Raw genomic sequence first — 17,932 nt, 5'->3', positions numbered from 1 at the left:
GGGAAAGCCGAGGTGAAGAGGGGGGAAAGCGGCACATAAAAACCCCGCCCCGGCGCGTACGGGGGAACACGCGCCGGGACGGGGAGCCCGTGGGGACGGGGGTGGCCCTCACAAGGCCTTCAGTGTGCGGGCCGGGGATGTGAGGGCACTGTGGGTCCGTTGGGAGCCAGGTGTCACTTCAGGTGCAGCTGCTGGCCCGGGTAGATGAGGTTGGCGTCCTCGACGATGTCCTTGTTCAGCTCGAAGAGCTTCTGCCAGCCGCCCTGGACGTGGTGCTTGACGGCGATGGAGCTGAGGGTGTCGCCCGTGACGACCTTGTACTCGCCGTCGCCCTTCTTGACCGTCTTGCCGGTCGGGGTGGTGACGGTCTTGCTCTTCGCCGGGGCCGTGCGCTCGGCGGAGCGGGAGGCGGCCTGCTGGTCGGTGGAGCGGGTGGTGGCGGTGCTGCCGCTCTTGCTCGACGAGCCGGACGAGCTGTTCGAGGAGCTGGTGCTCGGGGCGGAGCCGTTGTAGGCGGCGGAGGACAGGCCCGTGCCGCAGACCGGCCAGGCGCCCTTGCCCTGAGCGGCGAGGACCTTCTCGGCGACGGATATCTGCTGCGCCTTGGTGGCCTGGTTGGCCGTCGAGGCGTAGGCGGTGCCGCCGTACGCGGCCCAGGTGGAGGCGGAGAACTGCAGACCGCCGTAGAAGCCGTTGCCGGTGTTGATGGACCAATTGCCGCCCGACTCGCACTGGGCGACCGCGTCCCACTCGGAGGCGGTGGCGGCGGAGGCGTTGCCGGCCGCCATCAGCGGGGCGGCCACGGCGGCACCGGTGACACCGGCGAGCGCGACGACACGAACGGCCTTGGACGGGCGACGGTGCTTGCCCTTACCGGAAAACAGCATGGAAGGATCCCCTCACCGACGCCTGCGAGGTGAGCTGTCGGGTTCGGGCCGGTTGAGTTGCCCGGCCGCACGCCCGCTGTCGCGGGCCTGCGGCTTCACCCCAAGCCGGTTCCGGCGTCAACCGCCGGTTCCAGCACCTACCTTGGGTCCCCCGCTCCTGCCTACGGCGCTTGACGCGACGACTGTTCCCGGGCGACCGCTGGCAGGATTCGGCGTTGCGGATGCCGGGGCTCGTGGTGACGAGCGATCCTGACCGTAGCCACGTGATCGAGGGAATTTCAAAGACGATCAGGGCTTCTGAGACTCATCCCACACTTTCGCCAAACCGGACATTAGGCATGAAGTGGGGCGCCAACTCTCCCTGTCAATCGCCCTTTTCGCCCTCGACTTTCAGGGTCTGACCGGCAGTGATGTGGTTCGGGTCGGCGCCGATGACCTTCTTGTTGCCGTCGTAGAGCGCATGCCATCCGCCGTCGACACCAAGGGAGTCGGCGATGGAGACGAGGGTGTCGCCCTCGCGGACGATGTACGCGCCCGGCTCGCGGGTCGCGTGACGGCCAGAAGATGTACCGTTCTGACCGTTTGCCGCGCTTTCGTCCGCACTACCGCCACGGTGACGCCCGCCACTGCTGAGCGCGCCGGTGTCGACCAGGCTCCAAGAACCGGCGGACTGCTGGGACTTGTCCGAGTCGTCGGTACCGGGGGTCACGGAGGGAGAGCTGTCGCTCCCCTGCTGATCCCCATCTCCGCCCGAACCGGACTTGTCGCCCTTGTCGGACTTGGGCGTGCTGGTGCCCGTGGGGTCGCCGGTCGCCTCCGGAGTCTTGGTGGCCCCTTCGCCCTGCCCCTGACCCTGGCCTTGCCCCTGACCCTGGTCCTGTCCCTTGCCTGCGCCCGTGCCTGTGCTCGGCGTGGCGGGCGAGTGGGACGAGGGAGAGCCCGAGGAATCGGAGCCGGAAGCGGAGTTGGACGCGGAGCCCGCGTCGGAACCGGAGCCGGAGCTGGTACCGGAGTCGGAACCGGAGCCCGGCGAGGATGAATCCGACAGACCGGACGAGTCGGAGGTATCGGCGGAGCCGGACCCGTCACTCGCCCCGCCGGAGCCGCCGGAGCCACCGACACCGGTGTCCACGTCGACCGAACCGGAGTTGGAGGTCAGCCCGGCGGTCAGCGCGCACATGGTCCACGGCTTGGTGCCCTGGTCGGCCAGGATCTTCTCGGCGACGGCGATCTGCTGGGAGCGGCTGGCCTGGTCGGCGCTGTCGGCGTACTGCGTGCCGCCGTACTTGTCCCAGTCGCCCTGCGATATCTGCAGGCCGCCGTAGTACCCGTTGCCGCTGTTCGCGCTCCAGGAACCGCCGCTCTCGCACTCGGCGACCTTGTCCCAGGTGGTGCCGTCGGCCGCGTGGGCGCTCGCGGCGCCGAGCAGTGGGAGGGCGATGGCGGAGCCGGTCACTCCGGCCGCGACGAGGAGGGCCGGAGCCTGACGGGGGCGACGGTGACGACCGTTCCCGGAGAGCATGCGGAAGCCTTTCGTGCGACAGCAGAACCGGCGTGGCGAACTGGTACCCCTCGCCACACTGATGGGTGAACGTATCGGCAGACGATCACTTGTCACAAGTTCATGCCGCGCAGATCACGTGAAGATCACGGAATTGAACGTCCCTGATGTTCACCGTTCTACGGCTCTACGGCTCTACGGCTCTACGGCTCTACGGCTCTACGGCTTTGTCGGCCACCGGGGTGAACTCCACCGGCAGGGTGCGCAGCCCCCGCATGATGAGCCCGCCACGCCAGCGCAACTCGGCCGGGTCGACGGCGAGCCGCAGATCGGGCAGGCGGGTGAGCAGGGTGGCGAGCGCGGTCTGGCCCTCCAGCCGGGCGAGCGGCGCGCCGAGGCAGTAGTGGATGCCGTGGCCGTAGCCGAGGTGCTGGTTGTCGCGCCGGGCGAGGTCCAGCACGTCCGGGTCGGCGAACCGCTCCGGGTCCCGGTCCGCCGCCGCGAGCACCACCAGCACCGGGTCCCCCGGCGCGATGTCCTGCCCGCCGATGGCGAGCGGCTCGGTGGCGAACCGCCAGGTGGCCAGCTCCACCGGGCCGTCGTAGCGCAGGAGTTCCTCCACGCCGGTCTCCAGCAGATCCTCTTCCCCTCCGGCCAGGGACCGCTGGAGCCGCTCGCGCTGCTCGGGGTGGCTGAGCAGGGCGTAGGTGCCGTTGCCGATGAGGTTGACGGTCGTCTCGAATCCGGCGAACAGCAGGATGAACGCCATCGCCGCGGCCTCGTTCTCGGTGAGGTGCTCACCGTGGTCGGAGGCGCGGATGAGGCCGGAGATCAGGTCCTCGCCGGGCGCGGGCTCGGCGGGCAGCGCCTCGCGCTTCTTGTGGATCAGCTCGGCGAGGTAGCCGCGCATCTTCTTGACGGACCGTGCGACTCCGCCCCGCGGCCCTCCGCCGTGCCGGATCATCATGCCCGCCCAGTCCCGGAAGTCGTCCTGATCCTCACGCGGGACGCCGAGCAGGTCGCAGATGGCGTAGATGGGCAGCGGGAAGGCGAACTCATGGATGAGGTCGGCCGAGCCCCGCGCGGCGAACTGATCGATGAGGTGGTCGGTCAGCTCCTGCACGCGCGGCGCGAACTCGGCGACCCGGCGCGGGGTGAACGCCTTGCTGACCAGCCGGCGCAGCCGGGTGTGGTCCGGCGGGTCGATGTTCAGCAGATGCGTCATCAGCTCGGCCTTGCGCTCGCCGGGGATGCCGGTCTTGCCCTTGGCGTGCGCGGGCTCGTCGTGATGCGCCGGGTTCTTGCTCAGCCGCTGGTCGGCGAGGGCCTGCTTGGCATCGGCGTACCGCGTGACCAGCCACGCCTCGACCCCACTGGGCAACCGCGTCCGGTGCACGGGCGCGTGCTCGCGCAGCCAGGCGTAGGCGGGGTAGGGGTCGGTGGCGAACTCCCAGGTGAAGAGGTCGGGGGCGGAGTCCGGGGCGGAGCCCGAGGTGAATTCCGGGGCGGAGCCAGAGGTGGAGCCCGGGGTGGAGTCGGCGGCGGTCGGGGGGTGGTGCTGGTCGGTCACCCCTCGACGGTATCCGCACACTCCCGCTCCCCTTGCTCCGGAGCCACTCTGCGAAACCCCGCCTTCCGCGCCCTACGCCTGGTCCGGTGCGGTGTCGTGCGCGCCTTCCGCCCGGCGTATCGCGTCCCGGTACACCCGTGCCGCCGCTCGCAGCGCGGCCTCCGGGTCGACGCCTGCCTGCTCGGCGCGGACCGCCAGGGCGAGCAGTTCGTAGCCGACGTCCTCGCCGGTCGGCAGGGGGACGTCCAGGCCGGCCGTGTGGGCGCGGGAGGCGAGCTTGGCGGCGAGGGCCAGGCCGGGCTGGCCGAGCGGGACGCCCTCCGTGACCGAGGTGCGCCGCTTCTCCTCGGCCTTGGTGCGCAGCCAGTGCTCCTTGACGTCCTCCGGCGTCTCCGCCTTCTCGTCGCCGAAGACGTGCGGGTGCCGGTGGACGAGCTTGGCGACGATGCCGCCGGCCACGTCGTCGATGGAGAACGGCGTATCCGGGTGCTCCTCGGCGATCCGGGAGTGGAAGACGACCTGGAGGAGGACGTCGCCCAGCTCCTCGCGCAGCTCCTCGCGGTCGCCGGCCTCGATCGCCTCGACCAGCTCGTAGGCCTCCTCGATGCCGTACTTGGCGAGTCCCTCGTGGGTCTGCCGGGACGACCAGGGGCATTCGGCGCGGATGCGGTCCATGACCTGCACGAGGTCCAGCAGGCGGGCGCCGGGCAGGTCGTAGGAGGCCGGCAGCAGCTCCAGCTCCGGCATCTGGACGCGGCCGGAGCCGGCCAGCCGGGCCAGGCCGTCGGTGAGCGCGGGCTCTCCCTCACCCGTGGCCACAACCACCACCGTCCGCCCGCCGGCGCAGGCGTCGACCAGCTCCTGCGCGGTGGGGGACGACTGCTTCACCGCTATCCCGGCCTCGCGCAGATACGGCAGCTGCGGATGGGCTCCGTCGGCGCACAGCACGGCGTCGGCGGCGCGCAGGGCCTGCCAGGCGGGCCAGGACAGCAGGCCGGGGGCGACCCGGTGGCTGGTGGTGAGCAGGACGATGCGACCGTGGTCGGCGGCCGGGGCGAGGTCGGAGCTGGATGCGTTCACGATCCGAACGTAACCCACGGCGGGAAAGGACGGATTCGGTTATCCACAGGCCGGGGAGGATCGTGTGATCGTATGACTGAAGCCGGCCCGCCCCTGGGTCAGGCCGTCGCCGGCTGCCCGCCCGACGCCGACGTCGTGACCTCCCGTACCCAGGGCGTCATCGTGTCCACGCGGCTGCTCTTCTGCACGTCCCAGGCGCCGTAGCGCGGGTTGAGGTCGACGTGGAGTTCCTGGGAGGCCTTGGACAGCGCCTTCCAGAAGGCGGGCTGGCTGGTGTCGGTGCCGAGCTTGCCGGCCAGCTTCTGCGCCTCCAGCTGGAGCCCGAGGTTCTCGTCGAGGTGGGCGGGGGCGATGCCGTACTTCTGCAGCCAGGCCGTCTCGAGTCCCTTGGCGCCGCCGGCCTGCTGCTCCAGGCTCGTGCGCATCCGCTGGACCTCCTTGCGGGTGACCGTGATGCCCGCGTCCTGCGCGGCGCGGTGCAGCACCCGGTCGAGGACCATGTTGTGCAGGGTGTCGCGGGCGAGGCTGCTGGTGGAGGCGAGGACCTGCTGGTACTGGGCCGCATCGGGCACCGCGGCGCGCTGTGCCGTGCGGATCTCGTCGACCCGGCTCTCCAGCTGGGCGACGGTGATCCGCTGCCCTCCGACGACGGCCGCGGCGCCCGGGTGCGCGGCGCTTCCGCAGGCGGTCAGCAGGGGTGCCGCGGCGGCGATCGCGGCGGTGAGAACGAGCGCGGTGCGACGGCGGCGGTGCAAGGGAACCTCCAAGGGGAGATTGTGCGGCTGTGCACAAAGTCTTGCGGTGATCGATGGTAGGCAGTGGGGAGGCCGCGGCCAACCCATTCGACCAACGATTCGCACGCGCTTCGGGCACCGCGGCGCCCTTGAAGGTCCCCGGACCGGGCGACGGCGGATCTAGCCGCGTACCTGTCCGAGCCAGTGCAGGGTGCGCCGGATCTCCAGGGCCATCGGATAGCCGGGGCCGTGCAGCCGCTCCACGTCCATCAGCAGCCGCGCCAGGGTGTCGTGGGCGGACGGCCGGTCGCCGACGGCGAGCAGCAGATGGCCGATGCGCCTGCGGACCTCGTGGGCGAGCTGCGGGTCGCCGGAGACGTACTGGTTCTCGTAGTACGGCAGCAGCGCGCGGTACTCGGCGAGCGCCGCGGCCGGTTCGCCCAGCTGCTCCAGGCACTGCGCGGCCTCGTAGCGGTAGCGCAGGGACTGCGGATCGGCCTGGCCGGCCTCGGCGGCGCGTTCGGCGGCGAGCCGGCGCAGTTCGGGCAGCGCGCGCCGGTACTGGCCGTCGTCCATGAGCGTGGCCGCGTACTGCTTGCGCAGGGTGCGCACGACCGGGGAGTGCTCGCCGTGCTGCTCGGCGGCGGCGGGCAGGATCGCGCCCAGGATGTCCACGGCCTGGGTGATGCGCCCCTCCCCCAGCAGCCGCTTGACCTCGTCGACGGCCGCGGCGACGTCGGGCTTCCCGGCCACCGGCGGCGCCGGCGTGACGGGGGCAGGCTGGGGCGCGGGGGTCCGCGCGCGGTCCGGCCAGGGAGCGTGCGGACGCAGGAAGGGGCGCGTGGGGTCCAGGGGTGCCCCGGTGGGGATCCCGCGCGCCGGCAGCAGCGCCGCCAGGTCCTCGTACACCTCCTGTGCGGAGGCCGGCCGGTGCTGCGGGTCCTTGGCGAGCAGCCGCAGCACGAGCGCCTCCAGCGCCTCCGGCACCTCGGGGCGGATCCGGCGCACCGGCAGCGGGGGCTCGTACAGGTGCCGGTGCAGCACTCCGAGCGCCGTCGAGCCCGCGAACGGCACGTCACCGCTGAGCAGTTCGTGCATCAGCACACCGAGTGCGTACAGGTCGGTGTACGGGCCGACGGCGCCGCCCATCGCCTGCTCCGGCGCCATGTAGGCGGGCGAGCCGATCGGGGAGCCGGTGTGGGTGAGGCGGGTGGTGTCGGTGTCCATCACCGAGGCCACGCCCAGGTCGAGAACGGTGACCGTGCCGTCCTGCTTCACCATCACATTGCGCGGCTTGAGGTCGCGGTGCACGATCGGCACGGCGTGCACGGCGCTCAGCACGGCGCACAGCTGCGCGGCCACCGCGACCGCCCACTGCCACGGGTACGGATCGTGCTCGGCGAGATGGTCGGACAGGTCGGCGCCGTCGACGTACTGCATGACGAGGAACAGCTCCTCGCCCTCGGTGCCCGCGTCGTGCACGGTCACCAGACCGGGGTGATCCACCTGCGCGGTCACCCGGCACTCGCGCAGGAAGCGACGGCGCAGTTCGTCCGCCTCCTGGCCCGCCACCTTGTCGGGGCGCAGCAGCTTCACCGCCACGCGCCGGTCGAGCCGCCGGTCGTACGCCGTCCACACCTGGCCCATGCCGCCCTGTCCGATGAGCGTGGACAGTTCATACCGGCCGGCGACGACACGTCCTGCCGCCACGGTCACCTTCCGCCCTCGTGGCCGCCGGGCCGGCCGTCGTGCTTGCGCAGGTAGTCGCTCAGCTCGTCCAGCTCGGCACGCACCTGGTCGATGTGGCTGGGCGCCGGGCGCTGCGGCGGCGGGGTGGTCAGCGGCGGCCGGGGCACGGGCGTGTGCGGCATCGGGGGCGGAGTGTGCGGGCCGACCGGCATGGCCGGCGGGGTCGGCACGGTCGCCGCGGTGTACGGGTTCGCGGGGCCGGGATAGGCGTACGCGGCCTGTGCCGTGCGCTGCGCCGCGTACGCCTGCTGCCGCTGCAGGAAGTGGCGGACGTCCGCCGCGAGGTAGTACGCGATCGCGGCCACGAGCGTGAAGAGCAGCAGGAACAGGCCGACGTAGCCGGACGAGGTGTGGATCTCGTCGCCGGGCTCGCCGGCCAGCAGCGTGATGCTGAGGATGTCGGCGGCCAGCACGGCGATGAACAGGCCCCAGTCCAGCGACCGGCGCGTGACGGCCGCCAGCCGCAGCAGCATCGTCCAGGCCAGAAAGCCGATGCTGAACAACCCGATCGCCACGAACAGCACACGCAGCAGAACCAGCCACGCGGTGTGCGGCGGCTGCTTCACCGGCTGTCCGTAGCCGTGGCCTTGCATGGCTGCTCCTGATGCCTGATGTGGACGTACGTGTCCGCCCGGCGCTCCGGAGGGCGGACAACGCCGGTCGTGTGATTGTCGCTTCGAGCATATGACCCGACACGGACAAGCGTCCCGGTTGTACCGAACCGTTGTCCGGCCCGCGCACACGACCAGCGGCCGACCGGCGCCCGCCGGCGATCAGTCGGCGATCAGTCGGGCGCCACCGTACCGTCGGTGAGTCCGTCGTACATCCCGCGCACGAGCTGCTGCCCGAGCCGGCTCGCATGGCGCAGCGCCCGCTCGAACTCGTCGAGTGCGCGGAAACGCGCGCCGTAGCGCCGTTGTTCGTCCAGCGGGAGCCGGGGCAGCTGCAGGCGGCGCACGTCCAGCCGGGTCGCGGTGGAGGCATAGCTGCTGGCCTGCCGGTTGTTCGCGGTACCGCGCAGGAAGCCGGCGAGGAACCACGGGTCGAGCGCTGTGCGATCGGGGCGCAGGAGCACGAGGTTGCGCCCCAGGGCGGCGCCCCCCGTCGCATCGTCGATCACGCGCGCCACCGAGCCGCCGCCGAGCACCGGTACGACGACGTCGCCCGGCTCGGTCAGCACGGCCTCCTCCTCGCTCTCCGGAAGCGTCCCGGAGGGCACCGTGCCGGCGAGGACGTCATGGTCGGTCAGGACGGGCACGCGCGCGTGGCCGCCGTTTCCGCCGCTGCGCATCATCAGCGCACCCCCGCGCGCGAGTTCGCCGACGGTGGTGAGCGGCCAGCGCGCGCCCGGCGCCGGGTCGGCGGGCGGCGGGGTGAGGTCGGCGGTCAGGCGCAGGGTCGCGCCGAGGCGCTCGCGCACCTCCGTGAGCTGCTCCGCGCCGTCGGCCACGGCCGGCGGCGGCAGATGGCGGGCGGGAGCGAGGTCGACATCGTCGTCGAGGAGTTCGATGACCGGCACGGAACGCGCGAGCCCCGGCCGCTCCTCCAGCCGTCCCGCACGCTCGAAGGCGCGCCATGCTTCCAGTACGGCCTCGCGCACCGCTGCCCAGTCCGGTCCGCCGCGCCCCTCCCCGGCGAACCTCCCCGTGTCCACGAGCAGCACCTCGGGCGCCGCCGGCGTCCGGTCGGGCCGGCGCAGCACCCACACATGCAGCGGGATGTTGTACGGCGGTGCCGCCCCGACGGGCAGCGCGACCACGGCCCGCAGCGCGCCCCGGCGCAGCAGGTCGGCGCGGATCCGGCGCCCGGACCGGCGGGAGGCCGCGGCCGGCGGCATGAGCAGGACCGCGAAGCCGCCGTCGGCCAGCCGGGCCAGCGCGTGCTGCACCCAGGCCAGTTCGGACTCGGTGCGGGCCGGGAAGCCATACTCCCAGCGCGGGTCGTAGGCGAGTTCGTCGTGGCCCCAGTTGCGCTCGTTGAACGGCGGATGGCACAGCACCGCGTCGGCGCGCAGCTCCGGGTAGGCGTCGGCGCGCAGAGTGTCGCCGGTGGCGCCGTGCACGCCGGCCCGGGAGTGCAGCGCGAGCCGCAGCGCGGTGAGCGCGGCCAGGTCGGGTGCGCTGTCCTGGGCGTACAGCTCCTGGTCGGGGCGGGTGTCGACGGCCCGCAGCAGGGCGCCGGTGCCGCAGGCGGGGTCCAGCACGGTACGGGCGGGGCCGGCGAGGTCGGCCATGAGACCGGCGAGTTCGGCCGGGGTGAGCGTGTACTGGCGGGGGTTGGCGTCCAGGTGCCGGCCCAGCAGGAACTCGAAGGCCTCCCGCGCCCCGGTCCCGGCGGCCAGCTCGGCCGCGCCGCGCAGGAGCGGGGTGGAGGGGAGGAGCTGGGGGCCGGTGGGGGTGCGCAGGGCGAGGGGGGGCGGGGTGGGGGCCTGTGGGGTGGGGGTGCGCGGGGTGGGGGCGTGCAGGGCCGGGGTGCCGTGGACAGGGGGGGTGCTGTGAACAGCCGGTGGGGTGTTCACAGGCTGCCGGTCCGCTGAGGGGTTCACACCCGGCGCCGCGAGAGAGGCGTTCACACCGGATGCCACGGCGGCCGCGTTCACACTGGACGCCGAAGGACCCGCGTTCACACCAGACGCCGAGAAGCCCGCGTTCACTCCGGCCCCCGCGTGCCCCGCGTTCACACCACGCGCCGCGGGGCCCGCGTTCACGCCCCGCAGGACCTGCTCCAGCGCGCCCGGCAGCATCGCGGCCAGGCGGGCGTCGGAGCCGGCGCTCGCGTCGAGCCAGACGGTGGGGTGCTCGTGGATCAGCAGCAGCGCGCAGCCGGTGTGCACCAGGGCGGTCAGGGCACCCGCGGGGTGTCCGACGAGCTGCTGCCAGACGCGTTCCCGGAGCGGGACCTCGGCGAGTTTGCCCTGCTTGCGCAGCCAGCCCTCGACCTCGGCGAGCGCGAAGGACGGGCTGGTCTCGGTGCCGCCGACCGGCTTGGGGAAGTCGGCGTGCCGGCGGCGCCAGTTGCTGACGGCGGCGCGGCCCACTCCGGCCAGCCGGGCGATTCCGGCCGCGGTCACCTCTGTCGCGTTGTCCTGCACCGGCCCGCTCCCCTCGTCCGTGTGCACCGAGCATACCGGCGTACACGAGATCCATGCATTCACATCGTGTACGCAATTAACTCTGTGAACCGTGTTGACTCGGTTCACAGCCTCTGCTGTCATTGACCCAGCGAACGAGTGGCCCGCCGGAGGGGGTGGCCGCCGCTTTGGGGAGGGATTCGCCATGGGAATGAAGACCAAGGTCGGGCTGGGTGCCGTCGTGGGGATCGCCGTCATCGCCGCCGTGTCCGCGAACGCCGGCGGCAACGGCAAGGACGGCGGTTCCGGCGGCGGCAAGGGCTCGTCCGCCTCGGCCGAGCACACTCCCGGCGGCACGAAGGACGCCAAGGGCCCGGGGGACGCGCAGGCGGCCGGGAAGAAGAAGACCGCCCTCGCCGGCGACGGCGAGTACCGGATCGGCTCCGACATGCGGCCGGGCACGTATCGCACGTCCGGCAACACCGACGACCAGTGCTACTGGGAGCGCGCCAAGGACGCCAAGGGCGAGACGGACTCGACGCTCGCCAACGAGAACGTCACCGGCACCGGTTACGTGACCGTCAAGGCCAGCGACAAGATCTTCAAGTCCAGCGGCTGCAAGGACTGGGAGGCCGTCGACCCCGCGGCGAAGGGCACGCCCGCCCGGGCGATGGACGGCGACGGCGGCATGTATAAGGTCGGCACCGACATCGCGCCGGGCACCTACAGGTCGACCGGCAACAAGGACGACTCCTGCTACTGGGAGCGCACCAAGGACGCCGAACACGGACTGGACTCGGTCATCGCCAACGACAACGTGACCGGCACCGCCGTCGTCACCATCAGCCCGGACGACGCCTACTTCAAGACCAGCGGCTGCGGCAACTGGAAGAAGGCGGCTTGAGCCGCACCACCACCCACGGAGCCCCCACTCCGGCCCCTGACCCCTCACCACTCATCACGAACCGCTCATCACGAACCGCTCATCGCTCACCGCACCCGTCCCCCGGCTGCCGGTTCGCGGGCTCAGCCCCGCGGCCGGACCGGCCCAGGACGCCGTACGGCACGCCGTACACATCCCCCGCAACACCCACCTCTGAAGGACTGTCATGCGCCTCTCGCCCCGTGCCGCCACGCTGCTCGCCGTCGCGGTACTTCCCCTGGCCCTCACCGCCTGCTCCTCCGGCTCCTCCTCCGCCACCGGCGGCGGCACGGACGCGAAGCCGGCCAAGGCGAAGGACCTGAACGCCGGTCTCGCCACCGGTACGCAGTTGAAGAAGGCGCTGGCACCCGCGTCGGCCTTCCCGGCCGGGTTCGCTCCCACGGCCGACGGCACCTCGGACAGCGGCGGCACGTTCCTCGCACCGTCCGGCCGGAGCACCGCGAAGCCGGACTGCACGAGGCTGGAGGGCACGTCCTGGATCCAGGTGACCGGTTTCAAGGGGGGCGTGTCGTTCGCGCAGAACGACTACGCGAACCGCGGCAAGACCGAGGAGGTGGTCGAGGAGATCGACGCGTTCCAGGGCACCACGGCGAACGCGGTGATGAAGGAGATCCGGACCGTCGCCGGCGAGTGCGCCACGTTCACGGACACCGACGCGCACGCCAAGGTGAGGCTCACGGGCAGAGCTACGGCCGGCCTCGGTGACGAGGCCTACACGATGACGCTGACGAGCGGCGCCTGGGAGAACGGGAGCACGCTGATCGCGGTGCGCTCCGGCAGCTCCGTGGTCACCGTGCTCTCCACGGCGGGCGGCGACAACGGCGCCGCGTCCGCGAGGAAGGTGACGACGCGGACCCTCGGCTCCCTGAAGGCCATGAAGTCCGCCTGACCCACGGGGTACTGGCGCCGTACGACGCTCATCCGGTCACAGCGGGTGCCGCATCCATACGTTGGGCTCGACGTAGACGGCGTAGCCCTGCTCCGGTTCGCAGCGGACCGGGACCAGTGCGCCGGACACCTCGACGTCCTCGGTGGCATCGAAGGGCAGCCCCGTCCAGCGGCGCCACTCCTCCAGCGAGGCGCCCACGGTCATGGAGGCCGGGGCGATGGAGTCGATACGGGCACCGGCGCGGGCGTGGACGCGCAGCCACGGGTCCTCGGGCAGGCCGTCAGGGCGTACCCGGTGGGCGTACTCGGTGATCGGGGTGTGCGGTTCCCGGTGCTTGGCGCTGGGGCGGACGGGGGCGACGACCTCGCGGAAGCCACGGGCGCGGGCGTTGTCCCGCATCGCCGAGAGCATGACGGCGGACAGGCCGTGGCCCTGGGCGTGCGGGGCGATCGTGACGGAGACGGCGCTCACCGTGTCGGGGCGGGTGCCGCGGCGCAGGTCGGCGAAGGCCCAGAGCAGGATCTGGTCCCAGCCGCGCGCGGGCAAGGTGCGCCGGCCGTCGACGTCGAGGGCGAAGGGCACGCTGAAGGCGTGGGCGACGATCTCGCCGTGCTCGTCCTCGGCGAACAGCGCGTACTCGGGCAGTTCGGCGGGGATACGGCCGTAGTGGGCGGCGCCCACGGGGTCGTTGGTCACGAACTCGGGCCATGTGTCGGCCATCTCGAACACCGCCGGCAGCCGGTCGGGCCGCTCGGCGACGCTGCTCACCTTGACGTCCATGACCTTCACGGTAGGCGGCACGCCCCGCCTCGGGTAATGGATTTCACCGCCCGGTCGGTGCGTGCCGGCCGCCCGGCTCAGCGGGCGGTGAAGCGCTCCGGGGCCTTGGTCGGGTTGCCGCCCGTGGGGAGGTTCTGGTTCGGGCAGCCGGTGAGGACCTTCTTCATGGCGGCCTTCTCGGCGTCGGTGACCCACAGCCCGTACTTCTTCTTCACGGCGACCTGGTCGGCGACATAGGTGCAGCGGTACGCCGCGTTGGGCGGGAGCCAGGTGGCCGCGTCGCCGTCTCCCTTGCCGCGGTTGGTGCTCGCGTCGACCGCGATGAGGTTCAGGGGATCGTTGGCCAGGGCTATGCGCTTGCTCGCGTCCCAGTACTCGGCGCCCTTCTGCCAGGCGTCGGAGAGGGGGACGACGTGGTCGATGTCGACCTGGCTGCGGCCGCGCCGGTAGGTGATGTCCTTGCCGGAGTAGGGGTCGGGCTCCAGCAGGCCGGAGGAGACCCTGCAGGTACCGCCGGTGAACTTCAGGTCCTTCAGGTCGCGTTTGAGGATGTCGTCGCGGGTGTCGCAGGAGTTGGAGTCGGTGTCCGCCCAGGCGGTGCCGAACCGTTCCCGCGAGTAACCGGTCTTCGGCGCCCGGCCCTTGACGGGCAGTGAGTCGACGGCGGCCAGCACCGCGCCGTTGCCGCCCGTCCGCTCGGACCCGGAGGCCCCCTTGGTCTTCTCCTTGCTGCAGCCGGCCACGGCGATCAGCACGACCGCGGCGGCGACCGCCCCGCCCCTCAGACGCGTCACGGTACGTCCCCCTCACTCACCCCGGCCCGCCCCGGACACAGGCGGAATCGTTCCGTCCCTTACGGTAACCGCCGCGAGGCCCCCTGCAGATGAGGACCAAAGCGGCGTTTTCGGACAGCCGGTGTTCGGGTTGGGGCATAGCGGTGCCGTACGGGGGGAGCACGGCCGGCACGCGCGTGAGCCCGCTCACAACGTGCCGCCGCCCCGATACGACCCTCTACAACCTGCTACGACCTGCTACGACCCCAGGATCGAAGCGAGGAACTCGCCCACCCAGCCCAGCAGTTCGCGGCCGACCAGCGGCTTGCCGCCGACCTTCGCGGTCTTCGGGCGCGGGACCAGCACCTGGTGCACGGCCGGCTTGATGACCGTGCCCGGGTAGAGGCGCTTGAGCCGCAGTTCCTGCGACTCGCGCAGCTCCACCGGTGCGAAGCGGATGTTGGTGCCCTGGAGCACGATCTCGCCGACGCTGCACGCGCGGGCGAGCATCCGCAGTCCGGCCACCAGCAGCAGGTTCTCCACCGGTTCGGGCAACTTGCCGTAGCGGTCGGTGAGTTCCTCGCGGACGGCCTTGACGTCCTCCTCCGAGTTGGCGGAGGCGATGGCGCGGTATGCCTGCAGACGCAGCCGCTCGCCGGGCGCGTAGTCGTGCGGGACGTGCGCGTCGACGGGCAGCTCGATCTTGACCTCGAGCGGCGGCTCCTCCTCGATCTCGCCGGTCTCCAGCTGGCGCCGGTAGTCGGCGACGGCCTCGCCGACCATGCGGATGTACAGGTCGAAGCCGACTCCCGCGATGTGCCCGGACTGCTCGCCGCCGAGCAGGTTGCCGGCGCCCCGGATCTCCAGGTCCTTCATCGCCACGTACATGCCCGCGCCCATCTCGGTGTGCTGGGCGATGGTCGCCAGGCGCTCGTGGGCCGTCTCCGTCAGCGGCTTCTCCGGCGGGTAGAGGAAGTAGGCGTAACCGCGCTCCCTGCCCCGGCCGACGCGGCCGCGCAGCTGGTGCAGCTGGGACAGGCCGAAGGTGTCGCCGCGCTCCACGATGAGGGTGTTGGCGTTGGAGATGTCGATGCCGGACTCGACGATCGTGGTCGAGACGAGGACGTCGGACTTCTTCTCCCAGAAGTCGACGACCACCTGCTCCAGCGCCGACTCCGACATCTGGCCGTGAGCCGTCGCGATGCGCGCCTCGGGGACGATCTCGCGCAGCCGGGCGGCGGCCCGGTCGATGGACTCGACGCGGTTGTGGATGTAGAAGACCTGGCCCTCGCGCAGCAGTTCGCGGCGGATGGCGGCGCCGATCTGCTTCTCCTCGTACGGCCCGACGAAGGTGAGCACCGGGTGGCGCTCCTCCGGGGGCGTGGTGATCGTGGACATCTCGCGGATGCCGGTGACCGCCATCTCCAGGGTGCGCGGGATGGGCGTGGCCGACATGGTCAGCACGTCCACGTTGGCGCGCAGCTTCTTCAGCTGCTCCTTGTGCTCGACGCCGAAGCGCTGCTCCTCGTCGACGATGACCAGGCCCAGGTCCTTGAACCTGGTCTCGGAGGAGAACAGGCGGTGGGTGCCGATGACGACGTCCACCGCGCCGTCCCTGAGGCCCTCCAGGACGGCCTTGGCCTCGGTGTCGGTCTGGAAGCGGGACAGGGCCTTCACGCTCACCGGGAACTGCGCGTACCGCTCGGAGAACGTCCCGAAGTGCTGCTGCACGAGCAGCGTCGTCGGTACGAGCACGGCGACCTGCTTGCCGTCCTGTACGGCCTTGAAGGCGGCCCGCACCGCGATCTCGGTCTTGCCGTAGCCGACGTCGCCGCAGACCAGGCGGTCCATGGGGACCGACTTCTCCATGTCCTCCTTGACCTCGGCGATGGTGGTGAGCTGGTCCGGGGTCTCGGCGTAGGGGAAGGCGTCCTCCAGCTCGCGCTGCCAGGGCGTGTCGGTGCCGAAGGAGTGGCCGGGGGCGGCCATGCGGGCGCTGTACAGCTTGATCAGGTCGGCGGCGATCTCCTTGACCGCCTTCTTGGCGCGGGCCTTGGTCTTCGTCCAGTCGGCGCCGCCGAGCCGGTGCAGGGTGGGGGCCTCGCCGCCGACGTACTTGGTGATCTGCTCCAGCTGGTCCGTCGGGATGTACAGGCGGTCGCCGGGCTGGCCGCGCTTGGCGGGCGCGTACTCGACCACCAGGTACTCGCGGGTGGCGCCCTGGACGGTGCGCTGCACCATCTCGATGTAGCGGCCGACGCCGTGCTGTTCGTGGACGATGTAGTCGCCCGCCTCCAGGGTGAGCGGGTCGATGGTCTTGCGGCGGCGGGCCGGCATCCGGGCGCCCTCGCGGCCGGTCGCGCGCTGGCCGGACAGGTCGGTCTCGGTGAGCACGGCGAGCTTCAGCGCCGGGTCGACGAGGCCGTACTCGATCGAGCCGCAGGAGACGTGCACCACCGAGGGGCTCAGCTCGCCGAGGTCGGCGTCGAGGCGGGCGGCGATGCCCTCGCCGCCGAGCACCTCCACCGTGCGGGCGGCCGGGCCGTGGCCCTCGGTGACGAACACCGCGCGCCAGCCGTCGGCGAGCCAGCCCTTGGTGTCGGCGAGGGCCCGCGCGGTGTCGCCACGGTAGGTCTCGGGCGCGTGCATGCCGAGCTTGAGGGTGTCCGCGTCCAGTTCCAGGTCCGCCGCGAACGGCGACACCGACCACCACATCATGTCCAGCTCGCGCGCGCGGTCGCGGACGTCGGCGATGGACCACAGGGAGGCCGCGCCGACGTCGATCGGGGCCTCGCCGCCGCCGGCGGTGGCCGCCCAGGAGGCCTGCAGGAACTCCTGCGAGGTGGCGACGAGATCGGCGGCGCGCGTGCGGACCCGCTCCGGGTCGCAGACGACGGCCATCGAGCCCTTGGGCAGGACGTCGAGCAGCAGCTCCATGTCGTCGACCAGGACGGGCGCGAGGGACTCCATGCCCTCGACCGCGATGCCCTCGGCGATCTTGTTGAGGAGTTCGCCCAGCTCCGGGTGGTCCTCGGCGAGGGCACGCGCGCGTGCGCGGACGTCCTCGGTGAGCAGCAGCTCGCGGCACGGCGGCGCCCACAGGCCGTGCTCGGCGACTTCCAGGGAGCGCTGGTCGGCGACCTTGAAGTAGCGGATCTCCTCGACGTCGTCGCCCCAGAACTCCACGCGCAGGGGGTGTTCCTCGGTGGGCGGGAAGACGTCCAGGATGCCGCCGCGCACGGCGAACTCGCCGCGCTTCTCGACCAGCTCCACGCGCGCGTAGGCGGCGGCCGCGAGGGCTTCCACGATGTCGTTCAGATCGGCGTTCTGGCCGGTGCGCAGGGCCACCGGCTCCAGGTCGCCGAGGCCCTTGACCTGCGGCTGCAGCACGGAGCGCACGGGTGCGACGACGACGGAGACCGGGCCGGTCTCGGGGTCGTCCGGGCGGGGGTGGGCGAGGCGGCGCAGGACGGCGAGGCGGCGGCCGACGGTGTCGCTGCGCGGGCTGAGCCGCTCGTGCGGCAGCGTCTCCCAGGAGGGGTACTCCACGACGCCCTCGGCGGGCAGCAGGGAGCGCAGGGCGGCGGCCAGGTCCTCGGCCTCGCGACTCGTCGCCGTGACCGCGAGCACCGGGCGGCCCGCCTCGCGGGCGAGGGCGGCGACCGCGAAGGGGCGGGCCGCCGGGGGGCCGACGAGGTCGACGTGCATGCGGTTGCCGTCTGCGGCCGCCGTGATCGCTTCCGCGAGGGCGGGGTCCTTGACGACGGCGTCGAGCAGACCGTGCAGGGTCATGGAGGGTTTTCCGTCCAGGGGGGTCGGCAACACGAAGGGCCCGACTCGTGCGACGGGCCGGGGGTGTCCAGCGTACGACTCCGTCGGCGTTGCCGTCGGAGCCTGTGGACAACCCCTGTTTCCGTTGACGGCAAAAGGACCCGGTGCCGGGGAGTCACCCAAGA

13 protein-coding genes and 1 riboswitch are annotated in these 17,932 nt (G+C 72.0%); of the genes, 2 read left to right on the top strand and 11 right to left on the bottom strand.

Going from position 1 to position 17,932, the window contains the following annotated elements:
* Positions 1-173 precede the first annotated feature (173 nt).
* The 8 genes from AB0L75_RS09700 to AB0L75_RS09665 form a co-directional block, all read right to left on the bottom strand.
* The gene (locus AB0L75_RS09700) at positions 174-887 is read right to left on the bottom strand and encodes a transglycosylase family protein (RefSeq protein ID WP_365177779.1); all 714 of its coding nucleotides are present in this window, start codon (positions 885-887) and stop codon (positions 174-176) included.
* Between the two features lie 4 nt (positions 888-891).
* Positions 892-1,066: riboswitch (cyclic di-AMP (ydaO/yuaA leader) on the bottom strand.
* 185 nt (positions 1,067-1,251) lie between these two features.
* Entirely contained in the window at positions 1,252-2,409 is a 1,158-nt protein-coding gene (locus AB0L75_RS09695) for a transglycosylase family protein (RefSeq protein WP_365177776.1), read from the bottom strand.
* A 190-nt stretch (positions 2,410-2,599) separates the two neighbouring features.
* On the bottom strand, positions 2,600-3,958 hold the full coding sequence (locus AB0L75_RS09690; RefSeq protein WP_365177773.1) for a cytochrome P450: 1,359 nt from the start codon (positions 3,956-3,958) through the stop codon (positions 2,600-2,602).
* Positions 3,959-4,030: 72 nt separating this feature from the next.
* A complete protein-coding gene (locus AB0L75_RS09685) occupies positions 4,031-5,038 on the bottom strand; it encodes a nucleoside triphosphate pyrophosphohydrolase (RefSeq protein ID WP_365177770.1) in 1,008 nt (335 codons plus the stop codon).
* A 98-nt stretch (positions 5,039-5,136) separates the two neighbouring features.
* Positions 5,137-5,793: a SurA N-terminal domain-containing protein gene (locus AB0L75_RS09680; RefSeq protein WP_365178079.1), complete on the bottom strand. Its 657-nt coding sequence runs from the start codon at positions 5,791-5,793 to the stop codon at positions 5,137-5,139.
* Positions 5,794-5,952: 159 nt separating this feature from the next.
* Positions 5,953-7,446: a serine/threonine-protein kinase gene (locus AB0L75_RS09675; protein ID WP_365178076.1), complete on the bottom strand. Its 1,494-nt coding sequence runs from the start codon at positions 7,444-7,446 to the stop codon at positions 5,953-5,955.
* 38 nt (positions 7,447-7,484) lie between these two features.
* Complete coding sequence (locus AB0L75_RS09670) at positions 7,485-8,114, bottom strand: hypothetical protein (protein WP_365177767.1); 630 nt, start codon at positions 8,112-8,114, stop codon at positions 7,485-7,487.
* 191 nt (positions 8,115-8,305) lie between these two features.
* The gene (locus tag AB0L75_RS09665; RefSeq protein ID WP_365177764.1) at positions 8,306-10,612 is read right to left on the bottom strand and encodes an N-6 DNA methylase; all 2,307 of its coding nucleotides are present in this window, start codon (positions 10,610-10,612) and stop codon (positions 8,306-8,308) included.
* Between the two features lie 184 nt (positions 10,613-10,796).
* On the opposite strand from AB0L75_RS09665, the gene AB0L75_RS09660 reads away from it, so the two are divergent.
* Both AB0L75_RS09660 and AB0L75_RS09655 read left to right on the top strand, forming a co-directional pair.
* Positions 10,797-11,495 carry a hypothetical protein gene (locus AB0L75_RS09660; protein ID WP_365177762.1) on the top strand — a complete coding sequence of 233 codons (699 nt, stop codon included), beginning with the start codon at positions 10,797-10,799 and terminating at the stop codon, positions 11,493-11,495.
* Between the two features lie 205 nt (positions 11,496-11,700).
* A complete protein-coding gene (locus AB0L75_RS09655; RefSeq protein WP_365177759.1) occupies positions 11,701-12,423 on the top strand; it encodes a hypothetical protein in 723 nt (240 codons plus the stop codon).
* Between the two features lie 36 nt (positions 12,424-12,459).
* Here AB0L75_RS09655 and AB0L75_RS09650 read toward each other — a convergent pair whose 3' ends face one another.
* From AB0L75_RS09650 to mfd, 3 genes are all read right to left on the bottom strand, one after another.
* Positions 12,460-13,203, bottom strand: coding sequence for an N-acetyltransferase (locus AB0L75_RS09650; protein ID WP_365177756.1), 744 nt, complete (start codon positions 13,201-13,203; stop codon positions 12,460-12,462).
* A gap of 77 nt (positions 13,204-13,280) precedes the next feature.
* Positions 13,281-13,997 carry an HNH endonuclease family protein gene (locus AB0L75_RS09645; protein ID WP_365177753.1) on the bottom strand — a complete coding sequence of 239 codons (717 nt, stop codon included), beginning with the start codon at positions 13,995-13,997 and terminating at the stop codon, positions 13,281-13,283.
* Between the two features lie 237 nt (positions 13,998-14,234).
* Positions 14,235-17,768, bottom strand: a complete 3,534-nt coding sequence (gene mfd, locus AB0L75_RS09640; protein WP_365177750.1) for a transcription-repair coupling factor — start codon at positions 17,766-17,768, stop codon at positions 14,235-14,237.
* Between the last annotated feature and the right edge of the window lie 164 nt (positions 17,769-17,932).

It is taken from the genome of Streptomyces sp. NPDC052101, from assembly GCF_040680235.1.
Taxonomy (GTDB): domain Bacteria; phylum Actinomycetota; class Actinomycetes; order Streptomycetales; family Streptomycetaceae; genus Streptomyces.
Note: the sequence above shows the minus strand (reverse complement) of the source record. Positions and strands in the feature narration are given on the sequence as shown.